The organism is Neobacillus sp. PS2-9 (assembly GCF_030915525.1).
Taxonomy (GTDB): domain Bacteria; phylum Bacillota; class Bacilli; order Bacillales; family Cytobacillaceae; genus Neobacillus.
This window is the reverse complement of sequence record NZ_CP133269.1, coordinates 1,697,302-1,720,895: the sequence shown is the minus strand read 5'-3', so window position 1 is coordinate 1,720,895 and position 23,594 is coordinate 1,697,302. Positions and strand designations below refer to the sequence as shown.

The following is a 23,594-nucleotide window of genomic DNA, read 5'->3' as shown; positions in this document are numbered from 1 at the left end:
TTTTGGACCACTCACTTTCATACTTTTTCTATCTATACATCAGTTTTAATATCTTATTATTTATCATAACACTTTTCCTGAAAAAATAGCCGCTAACACTAAGTGATAACGGCATTGTCAACGTTTTCTACATTGAAAATAATTATAACACACTTAGTTCATTGCCTCAAATAGCCTTTGTTAGTGATCCCTAGATGCTACTAAATCAGTGATTTCTCTTAGCAGTTGGGTATTTAAGCCTGTCCTCTCCAGATTTTCCTTCGCTGAGGTGATTTGGTCTTTCAGCGCTGTTCTTGCACCTTCCATGGTTAACAATTGAGGATATGTACTTTTTAGATTGGTAGTATCACTTCCTACAGGTTTACCAATTATTTCTTCATTCCCAACTAAATCGAGGATATCGTCTTGAATTTGAAAGGCAAGTCCCAGATGATGGGCAAACCTTGATAGGTTATGAAGCTGTTCTTGATTAGCACCTGCCATAATCCCTCCAGCCAAGACACTAAATCCAAGCAGCTTACCTGTTTTATGAATATGTATGTACTCCAGCTCTTGAAGGGTAAGTGATTTGGCTTCCCCTTCCATGTCTGCCACTTGTCCACCGACCATCCCTTCCGTTCCAGATGCTTTTGCCAATTCAACAACTAATTTAAGCTTTGTAGCGGCTGAGAAAACGTCGGTTGGAAGCTGACTTATTACTTCAAAACTATAAGTTAATAAGGCATCTCCAGCTAAAATCGCGATGGCGTCGCCGAAGACCTTATGATTGGTCGGTTTTCCTCTTCTTAAGTCATCATTATCCATACTTGGTAGATCATCGTGGATTAAGGAATAGGTATGAATCATTTCAATTGCAGCGGCAGCTAACAGCCCTTTTTTAGGATTCATTCCAAACGCGTCTAAGGTAGCAAACAATAATAAAGGGCGAATTCTTTTGCCTCCTGCTTCTAGAGAATAAATCATTGATTCCTTAATAATAGGAGGAGCCTTAAGCTTTTCAACCAGCCTTCGAAGCTCATCTTCAAGTAGTTGTTTATACTCTTGCGCAAATGTTTCTAAAGCCCTAGTTTCCAAGTCTTATTCCTCCCCTTCAATAGAAAAATTCTCTTTACGTCCATCCTCCGTAATGATTTGAGTAAGTTGCTCTTCCACACTTTTCAATTTATCATGACAAAGCTTAGATAATTCCATCCCCTCTTTATAAAAAAGAATCGCCTCTTCCAAAGGTACATCTCCTTCTTCAAGTTTATCTACGATTTGTTCTAACTTTGTCATTGCATCTTCAAAGGATAACTTTTTTTCATTTGTCACTTTTTTCGCTCCCCTTTATATTCTCCACTTTACAGAAAAGACTACCATCAGTTAATTGGATTTGTACCAGTTCATTCACACTTACCTGTTTTACACTTTTCACCAAACGGTTATCCTCCGAATAAGCCAAACTATACCCACGTTCCATGATTTTTAATGGACTTAATGCTTGTAAGGTCGATAACACCCGGTTAAAATCATTTTTTTTCGTTGTTAATATTTGCATCATAGAGCGGTCCATTTCTTTTTGAGAACGCTCCAAACGGCTCGTTGATTCAAGAATCATTTCTCTTGGATGGTTTCGTTGTAGCCGTTTATGTAGAAGTTCATACTGACCTTTTTTTATTAATGATAATCTCGAGGTCCCACGAACAAGCATCTCTGTTAATTTGTCAACCTGTTCCAATTTCTGTTCATATAAACGATGTGGGTAACGAAAAGCATAGGATTTTTTTGCACGATGTAATCGTTCATTTTCAAATTGAAATTTCCCCTTCATGGCACGAAGCAGTCGGGTTTGCCGCTGAAGTATTCTGTCCATTAATTCATCAATATGTGGAACCGCAAGCTCCGCAGCACCTGTAGGAGTAGGAGCCCGCAAATCAGCAACAAAATCGGCAATGGTGAAGTCTGTTTCATGACCAACAGCAGATATAATTGGGATTTTAGATAAAAAAATCGCACGTGCTGTTATTTCTTCATTGAATGCCCATAACTCCTCAATTGAGCCTCCGCCACGTCCAACAATTAATACATCAATTTCGTTCATGGTATTTGCCTTTTCAATTGCCTTAACAATGGAAGGAGCCGCATTTTCACCTTGCACAAGTGCTGGGAAAACGAGAATATTTGCAATGGGATAGCGTCGTTTAATGGTTGTAATGACATCTCTAATTGCAGCACCTGTTGGGGAAGTAATTACACCAACTGTTCTTGGATACATCGGTATAGGCTTTTTGGTTTCAGCTGCGAATAAGCCTTCTGCATCAAGACGCTGTTTTAACTGCTCATAGGCTAAAAACAATTCCCCAATACCTTCTGGGCGCATTTCCTTAATATAAATTTGATATTGTCCGCTTGGTTCGTATACAGAAATATCTCCCTTTACGATTACCTTCATCCCGTTTTCAGGAGCAAATTTCATAAGACGGGATTGACTGGAGAACATCACCGCAAGAATCCGAGCTTTCTCATCCTTTAATGTAAAATACATATGTCCACTCGAATGTTGTTTAAAATTTGAAATCTCCCCTCTTACATGAATATCTCGCAAATGGGGATCTGCATCAAATTTTCTTTTTATGTATTTGGTTAAAGCATTCACAGATAAATATCTTTGTTCCTGCATTTCTAATCCTCTTTTCGGCTGATTAGCTGAAATTGTCCTTATCCATTATACATTTTGCTCTTTTTTTTGTCAGAAAGATTGACTTAAAAAGAACAAAAGGAATAAAAGATAAGGACAAACACCTACTTATTTCGGTTTAGACTTTCAGCGGCTGACTTTAAGGTATTGTACATTAGCATGGTAATCGTCATGGGGCCTACTCCCTTTGGAACTGGAGTAATATATCCTGCTTTTTTACTTACTTCATCAAAAGCAACATCTCCACAAAGCTTACCTGCCTCATTCCTGTTAATCCCTACATCGATAACAACTGCATTATCTTTAACATGTTCAGCCTTTATGAAGTTTGGAATGCCAACTGCAGCAACAAGGATATCTGCTTGATTGGTATGTAACTTTAAGTCCCTGGTCTTTGAATGACAGTATGTGACTGTTGCATGCTGATTTAAGAATAATTGACCTACAGGCTTACCTACGATATTACTCCGCCCTACAACCACAACATGTTTTCCTGGAATGGATATGCCCGCCTCTTCAAGTAAAACCATAATCCCATATGGTGTACAAGGGAGGAAAGCATTCTGTCCTGTCATCATCCTGCCAATATTTATAGGATGAAACCCATCCACATCTTTTAATGGAGAAATGGATTCAATCACCTTTTTTTCATCGATATGTTTAGGAAGAGGCAATTGAACTAAGATTCCATGTACTTCAGGATCTTCGTTTAACTCACTAATCTTTAGAAGAAGTTCTTCTTCTGAAACCTCCTCATGCATTTCAATTAATAGTGATTTCATCCCTAGCTGTTTACAAGCCTTTTCTTTATTTGTTACATATGTTCGAGAAGCATGGTCATTACCGACAAGGATAACCGCTAACCCGGGTGTGACCCCTTGCCTTTTTATCCATTTAACCTCTTCAGCAATTTCTACTCTTTTTTTCTCGGCGATCTCTTTTCCATTAATAATTGTGGCTGTCATTTTCAACTCTCCCTATGCTAGGAGTGAAACCAATCAATTAATTGGCAAGAAGCGTTTGTTTCACCTTTGAAAGAACTCCATTAATAAATTTGCTTGATTGGTCATCCCCGTAAATTTTAGCTATCTCAATGGCTTCATCTAAAATAACATTTTCAGGAACTTCATTTCGATAAAACTTTAATTCATACGTAGCAATTCTCAATAAGTTTCGATCCACTGTTGCCAAACGGTCCATAGACCACTTTTCTAGGTTTTCGATTATTAGCTTGTCAATTTCTTCTTTGTGTTCTACTACTCCTATAACTAGGTTTGATAAGTATTCGTCTCCCATTTCCCCCTCTAATACATGTTCAATCGCTAATGATGGATCAGTATTGCTTACATCGATTTGAAACAGAGCCTGTAGCGCTTTTTCCCTTGCTGTTCTTCTTTTCATTATAACGTTAACTCCTTTAGATATATTAAATAATTTTTGTCTATTTTTCATACATAGTACAGGAATTCAACTTCAAGATAGTTTTCACATAAAAAGATAATAGCATAACTAAATTGGATTCGCACTGTAAGGATTATATTTTTCAAATTCCCACATTTTTTTAGAATAGTTAGATAAATAGAAAAACCAAAGGAATCTCTCCTTTGGTTTTTGTAGGTTATACTTCTTGATCTACTTCTGGCTCATGCTTTTGGTTTTCAAATTGAATCCCAACTACATGAATGTTCACTTCTTCAGCATCTAAAGCAGTCATATTTAGTAATGCTTGACGAATATTGTCTTGGACTTTACCAGCAACAGAAGGGATGGATACCCCAAACTTCATCATGCAGTATACATCTACTTTAATCCCTGTTTCGGTCAGTTCGACCTTAACACCTTTACCGTGATTTTTCTTGCCTAATCGTTCTACAACCCCTGTTGCAAAGTTGCCTCTCATGCCCGCAACACCTTCTACTTCAGCAGCAGCAATACCGGCAATTACTTCAATCACTTCAGGAGCAATTTCAATTTTACCATGACCGTTATTTCCTTGGTCCATTTCTAAAACACTAAATTCGCTCATTCGTAACACCTCCAGATATTAGATAGTCTTCATCACATCATGCAATTCTAGGAATTTCGTATTGAATTGTCCGTCAACGAATGTTTCATGATCAAGTAACTTTAAGTGGAATGGAATCGTTGTATGGATTCCCTCTACAACAAACTCACTCAATGCACGTTTCATTCTGGAAATTGCCTCTTCCCTAGTGCTGCCATATGTGATAACTTTCGCAATCATGGAATCATAATAAGGCGGAATAGTATACCCTGGATATGCCGCTGAATCAATACGAACACCTAATCCGCCAGGCGGTAGGTACATATTAATTTTACCAGCAGAAGGCATAAAGTTCTTTTCCGGATTTTCTGCATTAATCCGGCACTCAATTGCCCAGCCAGTAAATGTAACATCCTGTTGATTTACTGTTAGCTTCTCGCCTTGTGCCACACGAATTTGTTCTTTAATGAGGTCTATTCCAGTGACCATTTCTGTTACGGGATGCTCAACCTGAATCCTCGTGTTCATTTCCATAAAATAAAACTTACGATTGCGGTAGTCATATATAAATTCTACCGTGCCAGCACCGGAATAATCAACTGCTTTCGCAGCTTTTACTGCTGCATTACCCATTTCTTCACGAATTTCACCATCAAGTGCTGGTGAAGGTGATTCTTCAAGAAGTTTTTGCAGTCGGCGTTGGATCGTGCAGTCACGTTCTCCTAAATGAATCGTGTTGCCGTAGGTATCAGCTAGGACTTGAATTTCTACATGCCGGAAATCCTCAATATATTTTTCAATATAAACACCTGGATTACCGAAAGCTGTCATTGCTTCCTGTTGGGTAATCGAAATGCCCTTAATTAACTCTTGTTCGTTTTTGGCGACGCGGATTCCTTTACCGCCTCCACCGGCTGTTGCTTTAATAATAACTGGATATTGAATTCTCTCGACAAGTTCCAGAGCTTCCTCGATTTCATTAATTATTCCAGTTGAACCTGGAACGATTGGTACTCCAGCTTCTCGCATAGTTTCCCTTGCAATATCCTTCGTTCCCATTTTAGTAATTGCCTCTGGACTTGGCCCGACAAAAATGATATTACATTCTCTGCAAAGCTCTGCAAAATCGGCATTTTCCGCCAAGAATCCATACCCTGGGTGGATCGCATCGCAGGCAGTCAGTTTTGCTACACTGATAAGATTTGTTACGTTCAAATAACTATCTTTTGATGTTTTAGGTCCAATACAATAGGCTTCATCTGCCAATTGAACATGTAATGCTTCACGGTCTGCTTCTGAGAAAACAGCAACTGATTCAATACCCATTTCTCGGCAGGCCCGAATAATTCTTACTGCAATTTCTCCTCTGTTTGCAATTAACAGTTTTTTTATCATCCTGTTATCGCTCCTTATTCAGGCTTTACTAAAAATAAAGGCTGTCCGTATTCTACTAATTGACCATTTTTAACTAGTATTTCAACAATTTCGCCATTTACTTCAGCTTCAATTTCATTAAATAATTTCATTGCTTCAACAATACATACAATTGAATCCTTTGAAACCTTATCTCCTGCTTTTACATAAATATCTGCATCTGGTGTTGGAGAAGCATAAAAAGTACCTACCATAGGTGATGTAATTTTATGTAGATTGGATGTATCAGCTTGGTTTGTCGCTTCCACTTTCGGTGCTTCTTGTTTTGTTTCTGTTACGGCAGCAGGTACAGCAACTGGTGCTGGTGCTGTTTGAACAGGTGCAGTCGCAGCTTGTAGAACTGGTTGAACTGTCGTTACCACCGTTGCAGCATTTTTCTTCATTTGAATTTTTGAGCCTTCATTTTCATATACAAATTCATCAATGCTGGACTGGTCTACCAATTTAATTAATTCACGAATTTCTTGTACTTTTAACATTTGAGTAACACCCCTTGTAACACTTTAATTAGGACTAGCTACTAATACTATACGATAATACTTAGTAAAAGTTCAATAAGCTAAATCATTTCCTCGAAACATTTCTCTTAGTCCCATTCATCTTTTATCTTAATCTTTTTAGATGAAAAAGGGAATTTTAACAATTTGATTAACCTCAAATGAGTATTTTTCCCTAATTAATTTATAATTAAACATAACCCATCTTAAACTTGCCTGTTGATTTCCGCTCCAGGCACTTCGCTTTCCGCGGGGTGGTCCGGGAGCCTCCTCGTCGCGCACTCCTGCGGGGTCTCCCGTGACCAACTACTCCCGCAGGAGTCTTCGTGCCTTCCGCTCCAATCAACAGAGTGTAAAAAATTACATAATTAACTTTTACATAGTCAAACAATAAAAAAGGAAAGCCATGGACTTTCCTTTTAAAGTCTATCTACTATTTTGATGGCTGGAATTCCACCGCTACGTAATTGGTCTCTCCAATTTCTTTCTTTACCTGTTGAATAATTTTATTTGCTTCAGATGCTGAAGGCTTTTTCTTAGATTTTACTGTTACTCTTACTTGCTCTCCATCGGCTCTAACTAAAGCATCTTCATAACCCATCGTTCTAATTAATGTTTCAAGAATTTCTTCTTTTTGAGCAGTTTGGTTTAATCTATCCATTTGATCTTTCACCTTACTACGCTCATCTGCTGGAAGATCAGTGGAAGCTAATTGAGTAGTTAAATCTTCTTGCATTTGGCTTCTTAGGTCATCAAGCTTCATGCGAAGTTCCTCAAATGCATCATCACCTGCAACAGTTGATACAATTGTTTTTCCATCCTTAGCTTCAGTTTTTGAATTAGCCTGCTTTTGATCCATTTGATCTTTGGCATTTTGCTGCACAGCCGCAAGATCATTAGATTTTTGCTCTGGTGAAGTAATGTAATACACCGAAAGGACAACCACTAAGCTTAACATTGTTAATAACCATACTGTTTGTTTCTTTAATAACATTTAAAATCCCCCTCTTATTTTTTAGGCATAACGGCGACACGGTGGCTTGGCACTCCTAACGCCCTTGTGACTGCTTCTACAATCCATTTTTTCACCTGAATATTGTCAGCACCCTTTGCAACAACAAGTACACCGCGAATTTCAGGTTTTTTCGTTTCTACTACAATTGGTCCTTCATTTTCCCCATCGCGTATAATAACAAGTTGCTCATCCGTTGAGGATTCCTGTACTTTCCGTTGTCCACCTTCACGATCAGTTTCATCCGTTGTTTGTGATTTTGAGACTCTATTTTTCTCTAAAACCTTCTTATCAGTTGAATCAATATTCACCACGACAGTAACATCATTCACGCCTAACATTTCTTGAATTGCCTTCTTTAGCTGATCCTCATACTTTTCTTCATATTCAGCTATGGCCTTATTACCGGAGCTCTTTTTCAAGCCAAATGTAGGGACATCCTCCGTCTCTGCCTTTGTATTTGTTGATGCTGGAATATCTGTAGGACTTGTATCGGTTTTGAAGACTATGTTCCCCACAAGCATAAACGCTGCACCAATACAAAGAACGAGAAGCATATATTGGTATTTACTTGGTTTCTTTTCTGTTTTTTCATCTAATTTAAGTATTTTTTTGAGCCATGAAAATGGTCCTTGTTTGTTATCCATTCTTCTTTTTAATCCCCCCTTCAATCGAAACTTCCACTGTTTCTTCAGTTACATTCCATTTTTGCGAAAGAAATGAGGCAATCTTTTCTGTTTCTTCATTTGATCCTTTTGATGGAAGAGGTTTTTCTGTGTTTATTTCGATTTGTTTTATCGCTTCGACTGTCTGTACGCCATTTTCCGGTTGTCTCAGAAGAACCATAACCTTTTGGAGGTTTTCAGGGAATGCTTGGTCGCTTTCTTCATTTATTGCTATATCAACTTTTGCTATCTCCAATCCGTATTGTTCCATCAACTCCTCCTTAACGTCCTTTTTTAGCTGGACAGCCATTTCTTCTAAAATATATGCATGTTGGGAAGCTTGTATTTCTTTTTTCTTTAAATCTATTAAATTTTTCATATTTTTTTCACCCGGTGCTTGATATGAAGGGATCGATGCCAATGTTGTCTCAAAGTCTTTGGAGATTAGTTTAAAGATGGGGGTGAGAATAATAGCAATTAAGAGTAAACCTGTAACCATCTTCGTATACTTTTGCAGACCTGAATTAGGAAGGAGCATATCAATTACCGTTGCTAACAGGATAAATAAAATAATATTCGTTACCCACTCTGTTAAAAACTCCATTTTTGCTCCCCCCTATCTCATCATCATTGTTAGATTTCCAGCCGCGACAATGACTGTAATACTTAAAAAGAACATCAGTGAAACAATCCCTAATGCAGCAAAAACATAAATGACACTTTTACTGATAATATCCAAACATTTAATGATTGGACCCCCGCCTAATGGTTGAAGAATGGCAGCTGCGAATTTATAAATGAAAGCAATCATTAATATTTTTATCGCTGGGAAAGCAACGATAATGAGCAAAATAGCTACTCCTGCAATCCCAACAGTATTTTTTAAAAGAACAGAAGCACTTACAACCGTATCTGTTGCGTCCGTAAACATTCTGCCAATAACGGGAATGAAATTACCGGTAACAAATTTTGCCGTCCTTATTGTTACTCCATCCGTTACTGCAGCAGATGCACCTTGAACCGAGATCACACCCAAAAACACGGTTAAGAACAGACCCATTAATCCGATACTCCAATTTCTCAGTAACTGAGCTAACTGCGAAACTTTGTATTGTTCGGACATTGTACTTACGATACTTAACAATGTTGCTAAGAATAAAAGTGGAAGAATGATATATTGCATGAATAAACCACTCATATTCATTAGAAATAGAATCACAGGATGAAAAAATGCTGCCGATATAAGTCCTCCAGAAGCAGCAATTAATGCTAGCAAAAGAGGAACAAGTGCCAGGATAAACGACGTCATAGTCCCAATCGCTTCATTTGTGTAGCTGATAGCAATATGAAAACTATTAAGCGCAAGGATGACAAGTACCATATAAACAATGGAATAGGCAACCTTACTAATCGCACTTTTCTCAAACGCGTTTTGCATAGATTGCAGGAACATACTAAATATGGTTAACATAATTAACGAACCGAGCAATTTCCCATTTGCTACAAATTCTTGAAAAGCGAATTTCAAGATCCCCTGACCCCATTGCTTAAAGGAAAATTTCTTATCTCCTTTTATGAAATCATATAAGCTTCCCTTCTGACTTTCTGGGAGAAACCCACCATACTTATCAGTAATGTCCTCCCAAAATTGTTTTAACTCCTCTAAATCTAAGGTTTCCAGTTGAGCATCAACAAGCTCCTGTGGAGAAAGAGAGGACGTGTTAGCTTTCGGTTCTTCAGCAGCTTGGACACTTGGAGTGAGTAAAAAAAAGAATACAATAATGATAATAGGAATAATCTGCAGCCTCTGCTTCATTTTATAAACACCTCATTAAAAGACTGTGATTAGCTCGGAATTAATTTAATAATGGTTTCAATTAAAACGGTTAATATAGGAATCGCCATCGCGAGAATGATTACTTTTCCTGCTAATTCAATCTTAGAGGCGATTGCTCCTTGACCCGCATCCTTTGTTATTTGAGTAGCAAATTCTGCAATATAAGCAATACCAATGATTTTGAGAATGGTTTCAACATAAACGAGATTTACATGTGCATTCACTGCTAATTTTTCAAGCATATGAATGATTTCATAGATTTTATCAACTAAAAAAAGAAAAATGACACAGCCGACAAACACAATTAAAAGGAAGGCAAAGTTTGGCTTTTGCTCCTTAATGATGAGAGCAAGAAAGGTCGCAATGAGAGCTACACCGACAATTTTAATGATTTCAATAGCAAAGCCCCCCTCTCTATTGAAACAAGAAAACCGATTTTATTTTCTGGAACAGGTCATCAACAATAGATGCAACCTGAAATAAAATATAAATAAAACCAAATAAGGTAACCCATTGTGCGTACTCTTTTTTGCCCACCTGATCAAGTACGGTATGCAAGAAGGCCACTACTATCCCCACACCAGCTATTTTAAAAATAATATCCACTTCTAAACCCATTGCTTTTCCCCCTAAAATAATAAAATAATTAGTAACAATCCCGACAAAAATCCTAGGCTCTTTACCATTTTTTCATATTTAGCTTGCCGGTCGATGGCATCCGCTTCTTCTCTTTCAAGATGGGAAAGAGTTAGCATAATATGTTTTTGTTGGGAAAAGCGATCATGACGACCAAGGGTCTCCCCAAACTGCTTCATAATTTCAAATTCTCCCTGTTTTAAGGCTGTTGCCTTCCAAACCTCTTTTAAACTTGTTTCCCAAGCTTCTTTAACAGTTGTTTCTGTGTCTGTAAGTTTCTTTGCAAATGAGTCAAAAAAGGTGGAAAGTGGGTTAGTAAGTTGTTCAGCTAATCTCCTTGATGCTTCATGCAATGGTGTGTGTCCATACATGATTTCTGCTTCAAGTGACTGCAACGCCGACCTTAGTGCTCTAAGCTGTCTCGGCCGCTCACTTAAATGCTTTGCAGCCTCAAATCCTGTCCAAGTAGTAGCAACAATTATGATAATAGCCCCTAATAGCTTAATCATTTATGTCACTCTCACTTTTTGCGTTAGTTCTTTCCCGCTAGAATCTAAAATATGGGTAATCGTACCTGGTCCTGATGCCCTGCTAAGGACGATAAATCGTTGAAATATGTCCTGATCAATAATCTCCTTTAAAGAGGGACGTTTTCTAATCTCCTCAATGCTCGTCCCGTGTGTGGTCATGATTAATTTGATTCCAGCATGTACTGCCTCCTGGATCGCTTCGGCATCCTCTTTACGGCCAATTTCGTCAACGATTAAGACATCTGGACTCATTGAACGAATGAGCATCATCATTCCTTCAGCCTTTGGACAGGCATCCAGAACATCAAGCCGGTGACCAAACGTTAATTGCGGCACTCCATTTACACATCCAGCGATCTCACTACGTTCATCAACAATTCCAACCTTACAAGCCTCTATTCCCTTTGACCAATTACCAGATGATATGATTCTTGCTATATCACGAAGCAGTGTCGTTTTCCCTGTTTGCGGCGGTCCTATAATCATGGTATGCATCCAGCTGTTTTTAAAAATAAAAGGCACAATAGGCTCAGCAATACCTACCTTTTCTCTTGCAATCCTAATGTTAAAAGAGGAAATATCCCTAATCGCCTTTACTTTTCCCTCCTCAAGAATCACCTTTCCAGCCAACCCAATTCGGTGTCCTCCAGAAACAGTTATATAACCCCGCTTAAGTTCTTCCTCAAGTGTATAAATTGAAAAATGGCTTATTTTATTCATCAGGTGAAACGCATCCTCAGGTTGTATAATGTAGGTTAGAAATTTGGGTGCTCCCTTTAAGGTCATTTCAATTGGACGATTTATACGAATGCGAATTTCTTCAAGTTCTTCTTTTTGCTCAGGAGGGATTTGGTTAATTAGATCTGCAATATTTTTGGGTAAAAAATTTAGGATTCCTTCCATGACTGGTTCCTCCTTGATTTGCCTTTCTCATTATTTAAAATGTATGCCTGCTTGGACACATTATGACTTTCAAATCTGTCATTTCATTCTATTTTTTTACTAGGTTTACTAGAACAGGTGGAATTAAAAGGATTGCCCTACTAAATAGGAACATTTCAGAAGAGGAAGGAGTATTTTATAGGAAAGCGTAATGTTGAGGAGGAAATTAATGTGTATCACTATCAGCAGCCTAACCGGGGTGGAGGCCACCATAAAGGGCAGCATTTAATAAAAGTTACTGGGGAGGGAGAATTGGTGGTTCAGCCCGACTTAGCTTCTGTTAACTTAGGCGTTATTACGGAAGGCAAGGATTTAATACCCGCACAGCAGCAAAATGCCATTCAAAGTACAAAGGTCATTCAATCTTTAGTGGAACTTGGAATTCCCCAAACACATATACAAACATTTGATTACCGAATCGAATCTGATTACGACTATGAACAAGGGAAACAAATTTTTAAAGGATACAAGGTAACACATATTTTACAGGTGAAAATAGAAGATTTAACCATGATCGGAAAGGTGGTAGACAACGCTGTACAAAATGGGGTTAATTATGTATCAAACATTCAATTTACAGTAAATAATAAAGATCCTTATTATCAACGCGCCTTAGTTATGGCAGTCAACAATGCGATTGGGAAAGCAAAGACAATTGCCGACTCGATTAACGTTACATTAATACCCACCCCTATTTTAATCGTGGAAGGCAGCAGTCCTATTCACCCTTATTCTTATCAACCGGAAACAATGGTGAAAGCTATGAGTACCACTCCTTTGGAACCTGGACAAATTAAAATAAAAGCAATCATATCAGCAGAGTTTCACTATCGAACTATATAAAAAAAGAGGTTGACACCATCATATGATGGGTCAATCCTCTCTTTAGTTATTATATTTCTTTGCCCAATTATACAATTGCATTTCTGTAACGGGTCCATTAAAGTGCTCTCTGATTACTCCTTGTTTATCAATAACAAACGTCTCAGGCTGCCCAGTTACATTATATAATTTTGACACCTTAGCATTATAATCAAATAGGTAATTCATTCCTGCTTTATTGTTTTCTGTTACTTTCTTAATCTTATCCTGTGTCTCTCCACGATTAATCATAAGAAGATTATATTGATCACCATAATCTTTTTGGAAAGCTTCTAACTCTGGGAATTCGTCTTTACAAGGAGCACACCAGCTGGCAAAATAATTCAAAATAACTACTTCACCCTTATAATCCGCTAGCTTGGTATTGCTGCCATCTAGGTTTGGAAGTTCAAAATTATAAGCCTTATCGCCTACATCGGTGTGTTTCCCTTTTGTTACCAGACTATAAGCAAAGAAAGCAAACATCCCGATAATTAGAATCATGACGAGCAATTTGATGACTCGTTTGTTCATCTTGTTTCCTCCTGCTCCCCTTGCTTATTTTTCTAGTTGTTTTAAGAACTCTATTTCCTTCTTCAGCTTCGTATGTCTTTTACCAACAATAAGCATATACGCAAAAATTACAACCCATGCTACGGAATAGGCACCCAACATATATTCATAGTTCATTTTAGATTCCTCCTAGTTTTCTAATTGTTCTCTTAATTTTTCTTTATAACGTTCTACTTTAATTTTCATATTTTCAAAGGAAACACCTTTATGAAGAAGGTAGGCATAAAAAATAGTGAACGCAGTAATTGTGATAAGTAACGCTACAAGCATACTGTCCTCAATTCCGCCACCTTTTTGGGAAGGCCCCTCACCAAAAACAATTGGGTGAAATTTCGTTTGCCACCAGCGAATAGCAAAGAATACGATCGGAACATCGGCGAACCCTATGATTCCAAATACAGATGCTAGTCGTGCTTTTTTATCCCACACTCCATCCATTTGTCGAATCATAATGTAGGCAATATAGATAAAAAATAGGATTAAAGTTGTAATTAATCTTGGTTCCCACACCCACCAGGTGTTCCAGGCTGATCTTGCCCAAATAGGTCCTGTTGTCAAAACAATAATGGTGAAAACAACACCAATCTCTGCGGATACATAGGCGTAAGTATCAAAAATTCTTTTCCGCTTGATTAAAAACAAAATACTGAACACGAATGTCACAAAAAACGCCATAAAGGCTAGCCACGCTGAACTTACATGAAAATAAAAGATTTTTTGCGCTGCATGCATGGTTGTTTCTTCTGCTGCAAAAATAAAAATAAAATATAGGGAAACTAACATGGAGATCACTGTGCCGACAAACAAAATACGGGATACATTACGTTTTTTAGTATCAGCCAACTGAGCCTCAGGAAGTATCGCTTTCTCTCGTTCGAGATTCATACTCATCATTTAAACCTCCAAAACATAATCAATTAATAATATACAAATCACAAAGAATATCACATCATACGCGGTAACCAATTGGATCCACGCTAAAGCACTAGAAAACTTCTCCATATTCGTTAAGATAATTCGAGTTGCTTGAACCACACCAATTAATATCGGAGTAGTAATCGGGAATAATAGTAACGGCAGTAGCATTTCACTGCTTTTTGAATTGGCAGAAAGCGCAGCCAAGAATGTGCCGATTGCTATAAATCCGAAGCTTCCTAGGAAAACTACTAAAATGAAATATGGAATACTTCCAAAAAATTTAAAATCAAATAATAAAAATAGAAACGGTATCGAAACTAGTTCAACCACAAGGATCATGATAAAATTCGCAAGAAATTTTCCTAAATAAATACTTGCTGCCTCCATCGGTGCAACAAATAATCCTTGAATCGTATCATTTCGCTGCTCCGAGATAAAGGACCGGTTAAGGCCTAAAATGCCGGCAAATACGATAATGACCCAAACCACCCCTGGGATGACAGCCTTTGTTGTATTATTAGCAGGATCAAAGGCAAAGCTGAAAACGACAATCACAAGTCCCGCAAATATTATTTGTGTTACTAGAATTTGCTTTGTTTTTAATTCAGAATACAGATCTTTTTTTGCTAGTAAGAGGGCTGTACGAAATAAGTTCATGAGACTCCCTCCACTTGAAGCTCGTATTTTTCGGAAACGTACCCTAAATTATGTCTCTCCATTTTAAAGTCATCGACGATCTTCCCATTTTTAACAATAATAATTCGATCACAAATCTCGGCTGCTTGTTTAAAATCATGCGTAACCATTAATGTGGTCGCACCTTTATCCTTCATAGAAAGGATTACATTATTAAGAATTGTTATAGCACCTTGATCTAACCCTGTGTGTGGTTCATCTAACAGGAGAACTTCTGGGTCATGAACAATGGCTCGTGCAATGGCAATCCTTTGTAACATACCGCGGGAAAAGTTCTTAACCGGCTCATTCAAAAAGAAGGATAATCCTACTTCTTTAACCAGTTGAATGGCTTTCTCCTCCACATTCTTAACTCCGTAAATATTCCCAAAGAAAACTAAATTTTCAAGTGGAGAATAATGATCGTATAGCAGACTGGAATGGGGTAAATAACCCAATGTTTTTTTTATCTCGATATGGTCCTTTTTGAGATCTAAACCATTTATTTTAACCAATCCAGATGTTGGTTTTATTAATGTTGCTAGCACCTTTAAAAGCGTACTTTTACCAGCACCGTTAGGTCCTAGTATGGCAACTGTTTCCCCTTTTTTTATCGAGAGGTCTATCCCACGTAAGATCAGTTTATTGTCAGCTTGCTTCGTTAGCTTCTTTATGTCAATCAATTGCGGTCCCTCCCATTCCAGCTGCTATTCAACATAGTTACGTAAATTTAATTTCACTTGGACTAAATGCTGTTTATAAGCAGCAAGCTTTGCGTGATAGTCGTTCTCTGATAGCTTTCCATCACCAAAGGTCTCTTCTAACTCGATAATCTTATCTAGAATAGCCTTTTGCTTAGCCATTAGCTGCTTAAAGGCTTTTTCTTCTTTATCAGCGCCTAGTCGTTCTTCTTCTAATCTCGCTTTTCTTCTAAAGTAAGCATAGTAAGAAATGCCCGCAATTAAAATAGCACCAATAATGATTAGAAAGACGTGAGGATTAAAACGATGTAATGGAGACTGTGCCCACATCCTTAAATGACCTGGATTATGAAAAGCAGGTGCAGTGTGTGTGACTGAACTATTGTTTGCATTTTCACTTGCATTTTGACTCTTAGCCGTTTTATCCGATGGTGGCTGAACATCTTTGTTGTACACCATTGTGAATGTTTGGTTTGCTTTAATACCTTCTATGCTATAGCCAAAATAATTTTGGTCATCAAATTTGAAGAGCCCTTGGCTCGTTGCCTCTATGCCCTTTACTTCAATGCTTCCCATACCTTCTGGCACAAGAATCTGCATCATTTGAACAGAGTAATCTGCTGTTATATTGATTTCTTCTCCCTTTGGCATTCTATAGCTATATGGAAGGACCATTGTTTGATTTGCTGGAACCGGTGTGGTTGTAATAAAGCCTTTATCAACTTCTTTAAAAGCAATCTTGTTATCTAGAAAATTTAGATCTTTGGCTCCTTTTGGAATGGAGACATTTAATACTGACTCACCTTGCCCAATCCCTTTATACTCCTCACCAGACGTATTAGAATAGTTCACCATATTCATCATATTGGTTGATCCATCTTCAGCTGGACTGACCACAATATAATGCATATCAACGGTAACCTTTGAATCAGATGCCGCCAAACCGTGGAACGGTAGTAGCAGCATCAGTCCAAGGAAGAAGACTGTGATTTTCTTGATCACTTTCCTTCCCCCTTTTTATTTTTATAGCTTTGCATTTGTTCCTCGATTTCTTTTTCTACTTCTGCCATTAAATCAACATCAACACTTTTATCAATCAATTGTTCTTCTTCCTTCATGATACTTGCAACTTCTGTTTCGTATTGTCTCTTTAAAACCTTATAATCAGTGTGCGATATTTTATCCATCTTGTATTCAAATTCTATCTCGTTAAGAGTGGTCAAAAGAGCTTCTTTGGTTGTCCCTATATCCTGAGTTTTTGTGCTAATAGCTATATACGCATCCCACTTAAATAATGGTGACAATATTAAAAATAGACAAGTCAGCGCTATTGCTGCTGTAAAAATCATCGAGATGATTGAAATATCCTGCATTTTGTTCACATCCTAAAGATACTTTTTGCGTTCTTCATCGATCATGGAAGAAAGGATTTCTCCTTCAACTTCATCACTTGTGTCCTCGTATTCAGAGACAACTTCTTCAGTTCCTCTTTTTTTCACCCATTTACGAATGATCATAAATACTGCGATTGCTGCTGCTCCTAACACAACAAAGGGTAGAATCCAAGCAGTTAAACTAAATCCGCTTTTTTCCGGTGACGTCAAGATCTCTTCACCGTAAATATTGACATAATATTCACGGATTTTATCTTTATCCCAGCCCTTGTTCATCATCTCTACTAAATCCTTTTTAAAATCGGTAGTGAGACTGCAAGTATTGGGGTCACATTCATAATGATCCTGCCCACAGCCGCATGTACAGGCAAATTGCTGGGCAACTGCTTTAAACTCTGCAGATTTATAGTCAATTTGTTTTGCTGCTTCCACTCGGATGAATGAACCTTGAAAGATAAACGCAAGGATGAGGAGCCCTATATAAAGTTTGTTTCTCATATTAAGACACCTCTCTTCGTACTCCTGTGTATCTTGGAGTGACATTTTGATATTTTCCATTCCAAATGGCGAAAAGTGCACCAATAACAATCATAAAGGAACCAAACCATAACCAGTTCATCATTGGGTTTACTTTTACAACAAATGTAGCCTTTCCATCATCTTCCCATGCACTAAGGACGATATATAAATCTTCCTTAACCGATGAAATAATAGCTACCTCAGATGATGGCTGCTCCCAGTTACCATAAAATACTTTTTCCGGTTGGAATGTGCCAAGCTTCTTACCATTCCTAAACACGGTAACATCTGCATAGACAATATCGTTAATTCCTTCTTTTTTCTGGTCCAGGCGATCATAGTTAATGCGATAGTCCTTTAACTCAATAGACTGACCTAGTGCTACTGTTTTCATTGTCTCTAAATCATAGTTTTGTGAACCGATAATCCCCATCGTAATGAATGCGATGCCAAGGTGAACAATATATCCTCCATAGCGGCGGCGATTACGTATCATTAATCTATAAAGTGCTACAAGAGGTGCTTCTTTCGTCATTTTCCGTCTAGCTTTCACACCTCTATAAAACTCTAAGTAATGAGTAACTAGTAATAGAATAATAACCCCATATCCTATGACAGCCCATGCCTTTTGGATCCCTAAAACAACCATTAGAATCATACCAACAACAGCAAGTATGGATGGAATTAAGAAGTTTTTCCTAAGGTTTTTTACAGTAGAACGCTGCCAAGCAAGCATTGGACAAACAGCCATAACAAACATCATGGATAATAATATTGGTGCCTCTACTTTATTAAAGAATGGTAGGCCCACTGTCACCTTTGTTCCGCGAATTGCTTCTGATACTAATGGGAAAATGGTTCCCCAGAATACAGCAAAAGCTGCACCAACAAGTAAAAGATTGTTAACTAGGAAACTACTTTCTTTTGAAACAAAAGAATTAAATTCACCTGCACTACGTTTTAACAGGTTGTAACGACTCATTAACACATAAAGGGCTAGAATAACAGCAATCCCCATGAAAATTAAAAAGTATAATCCTAGGTTTGAATTGGCAAATGCATGAACAGATGTTAGGACACCGCTTCGGACTAGGAATGTACCAAATAATGTTAGTGCATATGAAACAATGATTAAGCTGATATTCCATATTTTCAGCATGTTTTTTCGTTCTTGAATCATCACGGAATGAAGGAAGGCAGTGGCCGTTAACCATGGCATAAAGGAGGCATTTTCTACTGGATCCCATGCCCAGTAACCACCCCATCCAAGCTCAACATACGCCCATTGTCCCCCGAAAATATTCCCAAGACTTAAAAATAACCAGGCAATAATCGTCCAACGTCTTGTCATCTTAATCCAAAAATCATCAACATTCTTTAAAATCAATGCTGCCATTGCAAAAGCGAATGGGATAGCAAGACCAACATACCCAAGATAAAGCGTAACTGGATGAATAATCATCCCAGGGTTCTGAAGCATTGGATTTAAGCCCTTACCTTCAATCGGAACTTCATTTAATAATACGAATGGTTTTGCTACAAATCCAAGGATAAAGAAGAAGAATACCGCATTTGCCATAAGAATGGCTGAAATATAGGGTACCATCGGATTTCCTCTCATTTTCCTTGAAAAGACAATCATCACAGTGTAAAGCGTTAAGAAAAATGTCCAAAGTAATAATGAACCAGCATTACCTGCCCATAAGGCAGTAAGCTTGTAAATAATCGGAAGCTCACTACTTGTATAATCATGAACATATTCATACTGGAACTGTGATGATGCTAAAAGGTAGAACAAGGAGATCATTGCTAGTGATGAACAAACTAGTAATGCAATCACTCCACCTTTACCACTATTTATGAACCTTTGATTTTTTGTACTAATCCCCAATGTTAGAATGAGGAGTGTATAAATGGCAATGGCTAAACCTATATAAATTGTTGCATTAGCAAATAAATACATTTCGTCACCTTCTTACGTTAGCCTATTATTTTTCTTTCGGTGGTTGATTTAACTTATCTTTATGTGATTCAGGATCATAATCCTTCATATCTTTTCCTTCGTATTTAGAAGGACATCTTGTTTTTACTGTTTCTGCTTCAAAAGTGTCTTTTTTTGTTGGAGCTCCCTGAAGAATAGTTATCACACCTTCAGAAAAGTTATCTGGTTTAGGTCCGTTATGAATCACATGCATAACATTACCGTCATTGTCTTTTACATCAAACTTAAGTTCAATTTTGTCTGGATTCCACTTAATGGTGTCTTCCATTAATAGCCCTTCTACCGTTACAAAATCATCTTTATGTTGATTCTGGGTAGCCAGCAGTTCCTTCAGCGTTAATTCGACTCCACTTGACCCAGGTGTTGCAGCCATAAGCAAGAAAACGATGGCAGCAGCGATAACAAAGCCGCCAAGCATAACAATCGTATTTTTCTTCATTCACTCTCACCTCATTAGATAAGTTTTTTCATTTCTTCTTCGTACATTTCTTGGTCTATCTTTCCGGTTAAAAGCTTTTTACGCAGTTCTTTCTTTTCTTCAGCATTTGTTGACTTATCTTCTTTTTTGACAGACGTTTTCTTCGGCTGTTGTTTAGTATGTTTTGAACTCTTAGCTGCTGCTTTGGACGATTGTGTATGTCCCTTTAACCCCAAGAAAACAAAGAGACCAGCAATAATGATCGCAATCCCAATGATTGATGCTCCTCCAACTCCAATGATTGGACGTGTTGTGTTTTTAGATCCTCCACTTTTCACTTGGTCTGTCGCAGTCACACCACTGTGGTTTTCATCATTTGGGGGCTGTTGTTTGTTAATCGCCTCCATGGTAGATTCTGTCCCGTCTTTCTTATATGAGAAGGAATACTTCAAATTATCTCCGGCTTTTACATTTTTATATTGGTAGTAATAGAGTTCCTCACCATATTCACTTTTTGAATTATTATCTGCTTTCGGCTCAAGTTGGATATCCTTCGCATTCATTGGAGCATAAAAGATGACATCTAATAGTTCAATATCAGCCTTATGAATAAGTTCATATGTAAAACTTTTTTTGTTTTTAACTTCAACGGATTTGGTATAGTATTCGATGACAAATTTGTATGTTTCGTTATTTTTTATTGCTTTTGCTGGTTTCCAAGAAATAATTCCTTTTTCTTTATCCACATCATAAGGCCGCTGTACTTCCGGCTTATTTTCTTCTGGAAATTCTGCTACTAGATTGGCCTCAAATCCTTTTTCCATTGCTGGTACTGGAATTTCTATTTTTCCGTCATAATCTTGGCCGCTCTTATTTGTAATTGTTCCGTACTGGCCTACTAATAAGGAAGGAATATCTCTTGACCATCCCTCAGGGTAATCAAATTCAGGCATTACTTGAATTTGCATTTCTTTAAATGGGAACTTCTCCGCTTGAAATGTCATTTCCGCACTTGCCTTTGGGATCATGTAACTAGATACAAATAATACAATAACGAAAAATGCGAATAATTTTTTCTTAAGCATATTTATCCTCCTTGAGTGGAATTCTTATCACGATGTAGCATTAATTTCCACTATAGTCCTCTTTGAAATAAATATAATCGTTATCAGCCCCTCGTTGTTGAACCACTTTTGTACATTTTGTTAAAGGGTTAAAATCGTTGCGATTTCGTCAAAAAACCACCACAAAATGTTCACATTTATTAGATTCTCAATAATTTAGATTGGTAGACTAAAATTTCTAGTCCCTATTTCACAGATAGACTCTCTATTGAGTACTATAAACCTAATCCTTTTTTACTATCCGGTTGGAAAATGAACTTTTTGTTAAACCTTGTTATTTTTACAATTTATCGTAGGAAATTCTATTTTAAAAAAAGTAAAACCCTGGATCCAGTCGGATTCAGGGTTTTACTTTTCTTATTTCTGTTCAAGGGACCGAATATATGTCACGATATCCGTAATGTCGTCTTTTTTAAGCTGACGAGCCCCTTCAAGTCCCTTTAATGACGGACCCATACGCGTTTCCTTTCTGCCGTAAGCCGTGCTAATCCAAATTTGCTTATCGCTTGTATACTTTAAATACTGTGGACTAGCTAATGTTGTTCCCATTTTTAATTTTCCAGCACCCGCTTCACCGTGACAATTAAGACAATATAAATTATATTGTGTTTTTCCACGTTCTAGGTCCCCTGCAATGGTTTTAGGAACATCAAACTTCATTTCTTCTGTTTGCCAATCTCTCATAAAAGCAACCAGATTAGTTAACTGTTTTTCTGACAATCTTGGTCCATACGCAGGCATGCCTGTACCTTCGCGTCCATATTTAACATAATTATACAAGTCTTTATCAGAAACGGAACTTAAAAATTTCTGACTGTTAATGGCTGTCCCTGCGTTTGCCCCTTCACCTCTACCGGTTTCTCCATGACAAACAAGACAGTTTTTTTTATACAGTTTTTCACCCGCCGTAACAGCTTTGGAGCTATTCCCTTCAAACAAGTGACTATTATTTATGCAGACAATAATTCCAATAATAATCAAAATATAACTTCCGATTAATATCTTTTTCATGGGTTACTCCTTACTTTGGCTCAGGTGTTGGAGTTGGTTCCCCAAAGTCTTTATATTTTTCTGTAATCAACTGATAAATCTTCTTAGGACTTTTACCGTCAAGATGCATTTCGATCGCCTCCCGGGCGATATCTATACAGACGTCTCACGATATACTCATGGAGTCCCATTCTTTTACAGCATTATCTGGACCCATTTCATCAATATAACAATCTAGATTACTTTTATGACCATCTTGGGCAAAACATCCGCAATAGCATGGTACCTGTGCTATTACCTCCGGATACGTTGCAGCCAAAACATATGTCTCTTGAATCTTTTCTGAAGAATTCAATACATAATCAGGTAATGGTTTATGCTTTTTATCGAGGGTAACGTCTTCCATTTTTGAACTACAACCCGCTGCTACGATCGCAATTAAAATGAAGAGGAACAAAAAAGATGTGATTCGTTTCATAATCAGTTCACCCCTTCCATGAATATATTTACTAGTTTATTTTAGCAAAAACTAATTTGCCTAACGGTTGTAAATTCTTACTATTTAGTGAAGTTTTTATGATAGTAAAAGTAAAAATAATATATTCAAATGGTAGAGAGGCTCCGCTTTGATAACAGACTACATATTCATCATGTCATGCCCGGAATGGCTGCTTGATCCAATAGAGGGATCAACCATCCCGAAAATCATCGCTACGTGTGCAACAACAAGGAACATGCCCACAAAAAACGAATGGATTTTCAGTTTTTGTTCATCGGTTCTATTTTTGTAAATGATCCCCATATCAAGGAGTGCCATACCTAGTAATGGTACGATTCCTAAAAGGTAAAAGGTAACCGCAACTACATCAATCCAGCCCTTCCATTCACCATTTATTGTTAATGGGATATAGGCTGTCTTCATTAAGTAAAGGAAAATTCCTGTGAAATATAAACCTGCAAATATACTAACTACCTTATTTACTTTTCTTAAGGTACCACCTAAATTTCTTGTAAATAGTATACCGAGTTCTGTGATGGCTATAGTTTCAGCACATATAACCGGAATGGCCATAAAGATAATTAAATTCCACGGCTGATTGTCTGCTAATAATCCCATATAATGCGTCATGTTCATGTTCATCTTCTCCTTTATATTGTCTACACCATTAATGTAAAAAATAAAT

Annotated in this window: 30 protein-coding genes and 2 pseudogenes; 2 read left to right on the top strand and 30 right to left on the bottom strand. The window is 37.5% G+C overall.

Features of this window, described 5'->3' with window-relative positions:
- Positions 1-180: 180 nt before the first annotated feature.
- The 16 genes from RCG25_RS08535 to spoIIIAA form a co-directional block, all read right to left on the bottom strand.
- Positions 181-1,074 carry a polyprenyl synthetase family protein gene (locus tag RCG25_RS08535; RefSeq protein WP_308083241.1) on the bottom strand — a complete coding sequence of 298 codons (894 nt, stop codon included), beginning with the start codon at positions 1,072-1,074 and terminating at the stop codon, positions 181-183.
- 3 nt (positions 1,075-1,077) lie between these two features.
- Positions 1,078-1,311, bottom strand: a complete 234-nt coding sequence (locus tag RCG25_RS08530) for an exodeoxyribonuclease VII small subunit (protein WP_308083240.1) — start codon at positions 1,309-1,311, stop codon at positions 1,078-1,080.
- Positions 1,301-2,659, bottom strand: coding sequence for an exodeoxyribonuclease VII large subunit (gene xseA, locus RCG25_RS08525; protein ID WP_308083239.1), 1,359 nt, complete (start codon positions 2,657-2,659; stop codon positions 1,301-1,303). Before xseA ends, RCG25_RS08530 begins: the two co-directional genes overlap by 11 nt.
- Before the next feature lie 122 nt (positions 2,660-2,781).
- Positions 2,782-3,642: a bifunctional methylenetetrahydrofolate dehydrogenase/methenyltetrahydrofolate cyclohydrolase FolD gene (folD, locus tag RCG25_RS08520; protein WP_308083238.1), complete on the bottom strand. Its 861-nt coding sequence runs from the start codon at positions 3,640-3,642 to the stop codon at positions 2,782-2,784.
- Positions 3,643-3,679: 37 nt separating this feature from the next.
- Entirely contained in the window at positions 3,680-4,078 is a 399-nt protein-coding gene (gene nusB / locus RCG25_RS08515; RefSeq protein WP_308083237.1) for a transcription antitermination factor NusB, read from the bottom strand.
- A 217-nt stretch (positions 4,079-4,295) separates the two neighbouring features.
- Entirely contained in the window at positions 4,296-4,703 is a 408-nt protein-coding gene (locus tag RCG25_RS08510) for an Asp23/Gls24 family envelope stress response protein (RefSeq protein ID WP_308083236.1), read from the bottom strand.
- A gap of 18 nt (positions 4,704-4,721) precedes the next feature.
- Positions 4,722-6,077 carry an acetyl-CoA carboxylase biotin carboxylase subunit gene (accC, locus tag RCG25_RS08505; RefSeq protein WP_308083235.1) on the bottom strand — a complete coding sequence of 452 codons (1,356 nt, stop codon included), beginning with the start codon at positions 6,075-6,077 and terminating at the stop codon, positions 4,722-4,724.
- Between the two features lie 14 nt (positions 6,078-6,091).
- Positions 6,092-6,595, bottom strand: a complete 504-nt coding sequence (gene accB / locus RCG25_RS08500) for an acetyl-CoA carboxylase biotin carboxyl carrier protein (RefSeq protein ID WP_308083234.1) — start codon at positions 6,593-6,595, stop codon at positions 6,092-6,094.
- Between the two features lie 451 nt (positions 6,596-7,046).
- A complete protein-coding gene (locus tag RCG25_RS08495; RefSeq protein ID WP_308083233.1) occupies positions 7,047-7,607 on the bottom strand; it encodes a SpoIIIAH-like family protein in 561 nt (186 codons plus the stop codon).
- A gap of 14 nt (positions 7,608-7,621) precedes the next feature.
- Positions 7,622-8,272 (bottom strand): stage III sporulation protein AG, encoded by a 651-nt coding sequence (gene spoIIIAG / locus RCG25_RS08490; protein ID WP_308083232.1) that lies wholly within the window; start codon positions 8,270-8,272, stop codon positions 7,622-7,624.
- Positions 8,265-8,894, bottom strand: a complete 630-nt coding sequence (gene spoIIIAF, locus RCG25_RS08485; protein ID WP_308083231.1) for a stage III sporulation protein AF — start codon at positions 8,892-8,894, stop codon at positions 8,265-8,267. Before spoIIIAF ends, spoIIIAG begins: the two co-directional genes overlap by 8 nt.
- 12 nt (positions 8,895-8,906) lie before the next feature.
- Positions 8,907-10,106, bottom strand: a complete 1,200-nt coding sequence (gene spoIIIAE, locus RCG25_RS08480; protein ID WP_308083230.1) for a stage III sporulation protein AE — start codon at positions 10,104-10,106, stop codon at positions 8,907-8,909.
- 29 nt (positions 10,107-10,135) lie between these two features.
- A complete protein-coding gene (gene spoIIIAD, locus RCG25_RS08475; protein WP_308084132.1) occupies positions 10,136-10,525 on the bottom strand; it encodes a stage III sporulation protein AD in 390 nt (129 codons plus the stop codon).
- A gap of 16 nt (positions 10,526-10,541) precedes the next feature.
- Positions 10,542-10,745, bottom strand: coding sequence for a stage III sporulation protein AC (spoIIIAC, locus tag RCG25_RS08470; protein ID WP_007084610.1), 204 nt, complete (start codon positions 10,743-10,745; stop codon positions 10,542-10,544).
- Between the two features lie 11 nt (positions 10,746-10,756).
- A complete protein-coding gene (spoIIIAB, locus tag RCG25_RS08465) occupies positions 10,757-11,272 on the bottom strand; it encodes a stage III sporulation protein SpoIIIAB (protein ID WP_308083229.1) in 516 nt (171 codons plus the stop codon).
- A complete protein-coding gene (spoIIIAA, locus tag RCG25_RS08460; protein ID WP_308083228.1) occupies positions 11,273-12,196 on the bottom strand; it encodes a stage III sporulation protein AA in 924 nt (307 codons plus the stop codon).
- A 210-nt stretch (positions 12,197-12,406) separates the two neighbouring features.
- Between spoIIIAA and RCG25_RS08455 the strand changes: the two genes are divergently transcribed.
- Entirely contained in the window at positions 12,407-13,078 is a 672-nt protein-coding gene (locus tag RCG25_RS08455; RefSeq protein WP_308083227.1) for an SIMPL domain-containing protein, read from the top strand.
- Between the two features lie 42 nt (positions 13,079-13,120).
- Here RCG25_RS08455 and RCG25_RS08450 read toward each other — a convergent pair whose 3' ends face one another.
- The 12 genes from RCG25_RS08450 to RCG25_RS08395 all read right to left on the bottom strand — a co-directional run bounded on the left by RCG25_RS08450 (position 13,121) and on the right by RCG25_RS08395 (position 22,431).
- A complete protein-coding gene (locus RCG25_RS08450) occupies positions 13,121-13,630 on the bottom strand; it encodes a TlpA family protein disulfide reductase (RefSeq protein ID WP_308083226.1) in 510 nt (169 codons plus the stop codon).
- A gap of 24 nt (positions 13,631-13,654) precedes the next feature.
- A complete protein-coding gene (locus RCG25_RS08445) occupies positions 13,655-13,786 on the bottom strand; it encodes a CcmD family protein (RefSeq protein ID WP_308083225.1) in 132 nt (43 codons plus the stop codon).
- 12 nt (positions 13,787-13,798) lie between these two features.
- Complete coding sequence (locus tag RCG25_RS08440) at positions 13,799-14,563, bottom strand: cytochrome c biogenesis protein (protein WP_374121038.1); 765 nt, start codon at positions 14,561-14,563, stop codon at positions 13,799-13,801.
- The gene (locus RCG25_RS08435) at positions 14,564-15,244 is read right to left on the bottom strand and encodes a heme exporter protein CcmB (protein ID WP_308083224.1); all 681 of its coding nucleotides are present in this window, start codon (positions 15,242-15,244) and stop codon (positions 14,564-14,566) included. It abuts the gene before it with no gap.
- Positions 15,241-15,945, bottom strand: coding sequence for a heme ABC exporter ATP-binding protein CcmA (gene ccmA / locus RCG25_RS08430; RefSeq protein WP_308083223.1), 705 nt, complete (start codon positions 15,943-15,945; stop codon positions 15,241-15,243). Before ccmA ends, RCG25_RS08435 begins: the two co-directional genes overlap by 4 nt.
- A 24-nt stretch (positions 15,946-15,969) precedes the next feature.
- Entirely contained in the window at positions 15,970-16,965 is a 996-nt protein-coding gene (locus tag RCG25_RS08425; RefSeq protein ID WP_308083222.1) for a hypothetical protein, read from the bottom strand.
- The gene (locus tag RCG25_RS08420) at positions 16,962-17,336 is read right to left on the bottom strand and encodes a hypothetical protein (RefSeq protein WP_308083221.1); all 375 of its coding nucleotides are present in this window, start codon (positions 17,334-17,336) and stop codon (positions 16,962-16,964) included. The genes RCG25_RS08425 and RCG25_RS08420 overlap by 4 nt, the downstream gene beginning before the upstream one ends.
- Before the next feature lie 12 nt (positions 17,337-17,348).
- Positions 17,349-17,855, bottom strand: a complete 507-nt coding sequence (locus tag RCG25_RS08415; protein ID WP_308083220.1) for a cytochrome c-type biogenesis protein — start codon at positions 17,853-17,855, stop codon at positions 17,349-17,351.
- Between the two features lies 1 nt (position 17,856).
- Complete coding sequence (locus tag RCG25_RS08410) at positions 17,857-19,839, bottom strand: heme lyase CcmF/NrfE family subunit (RefSeq protein ID WP_308083219.1); 1,983 nt, start codon at positions 19,837-19,839, stop codon at positions 17,857-17,859.
- A gap of 25 nt (positions 19,840-19,864) precedes the next feature.
- On the bottom strand, positions 19,865-20,317 hold the full coding sequence (locus RCG25_RS08405; RefSeq protein ID WP_308083218.1) for a cytochrome c maturation protein CcmE: 453 nt from the start codon (positions 20,315-20,317) through the stop codon (positions 19,865-19,867).
- 14 nt (positions 20,318-20,331) lie between these two features.
- Positions 20,332-21,381, bottom strand: a complete 1,050-nt coding sequence (locus RCG25_RS08400; protein WP_308083217.1) for a hypothetical protein — start codon at positions 21,379-21,381, stop codon at positions 20,332-20,334.
- Positions 21,382-21,777: 396 nt separating this feature from the next.
- On the bottom strand, positions 21,778-22,431 hold the full coding sequence (locus RCG25_RS08395; protein ID WP_308083216.1) for a c-type cytochrome: 654 nt from the start codon (positions 22,429-22,431) through the stop codon (positions 21,778-21,780).
- Here RCG25_RS08395 and RCG25_RS26060 point away from each other — a divergent pair.
- A pseudogene (locus RCG25_RS26060) lies at positions 22,430-22,570 on the top strand (hypothetical protein); the annotation flags it as partial. The gene RCG25_RS08395 and the pseudogene RCG25_RS26060 sit on opposite strands and share 2 nt — an antisense overlap.
- Here RCG25_RS26060 and RCG25_RS08390 read toward each other — a convergent pair.
- A pseudogene (locus RCG25_RS08390) lies at positions 22,508-22,816 on the bottom strand (PCYCGC motif-containing (lipo)protein); the annotation flags it as partial. The pseudogenes RCG25_RS26060 and RCG25_RS08390 overlap by 63 nt on opposite strands.
- 231 nt (positions 22,817-23,047) lie before the next feature.
- Complete coding sequence (locus tag RCG25_RS08385) at positions 23,048-23,545, bottom strand: DUF6803 family protein (protein ID WP_308083215.1); 498 nt, start codon at positions 23,543-23,545, stop codon at positions 23,048-23,050.
- Positions 23,546-23,594: the final 49 nt, after the last annotated feature.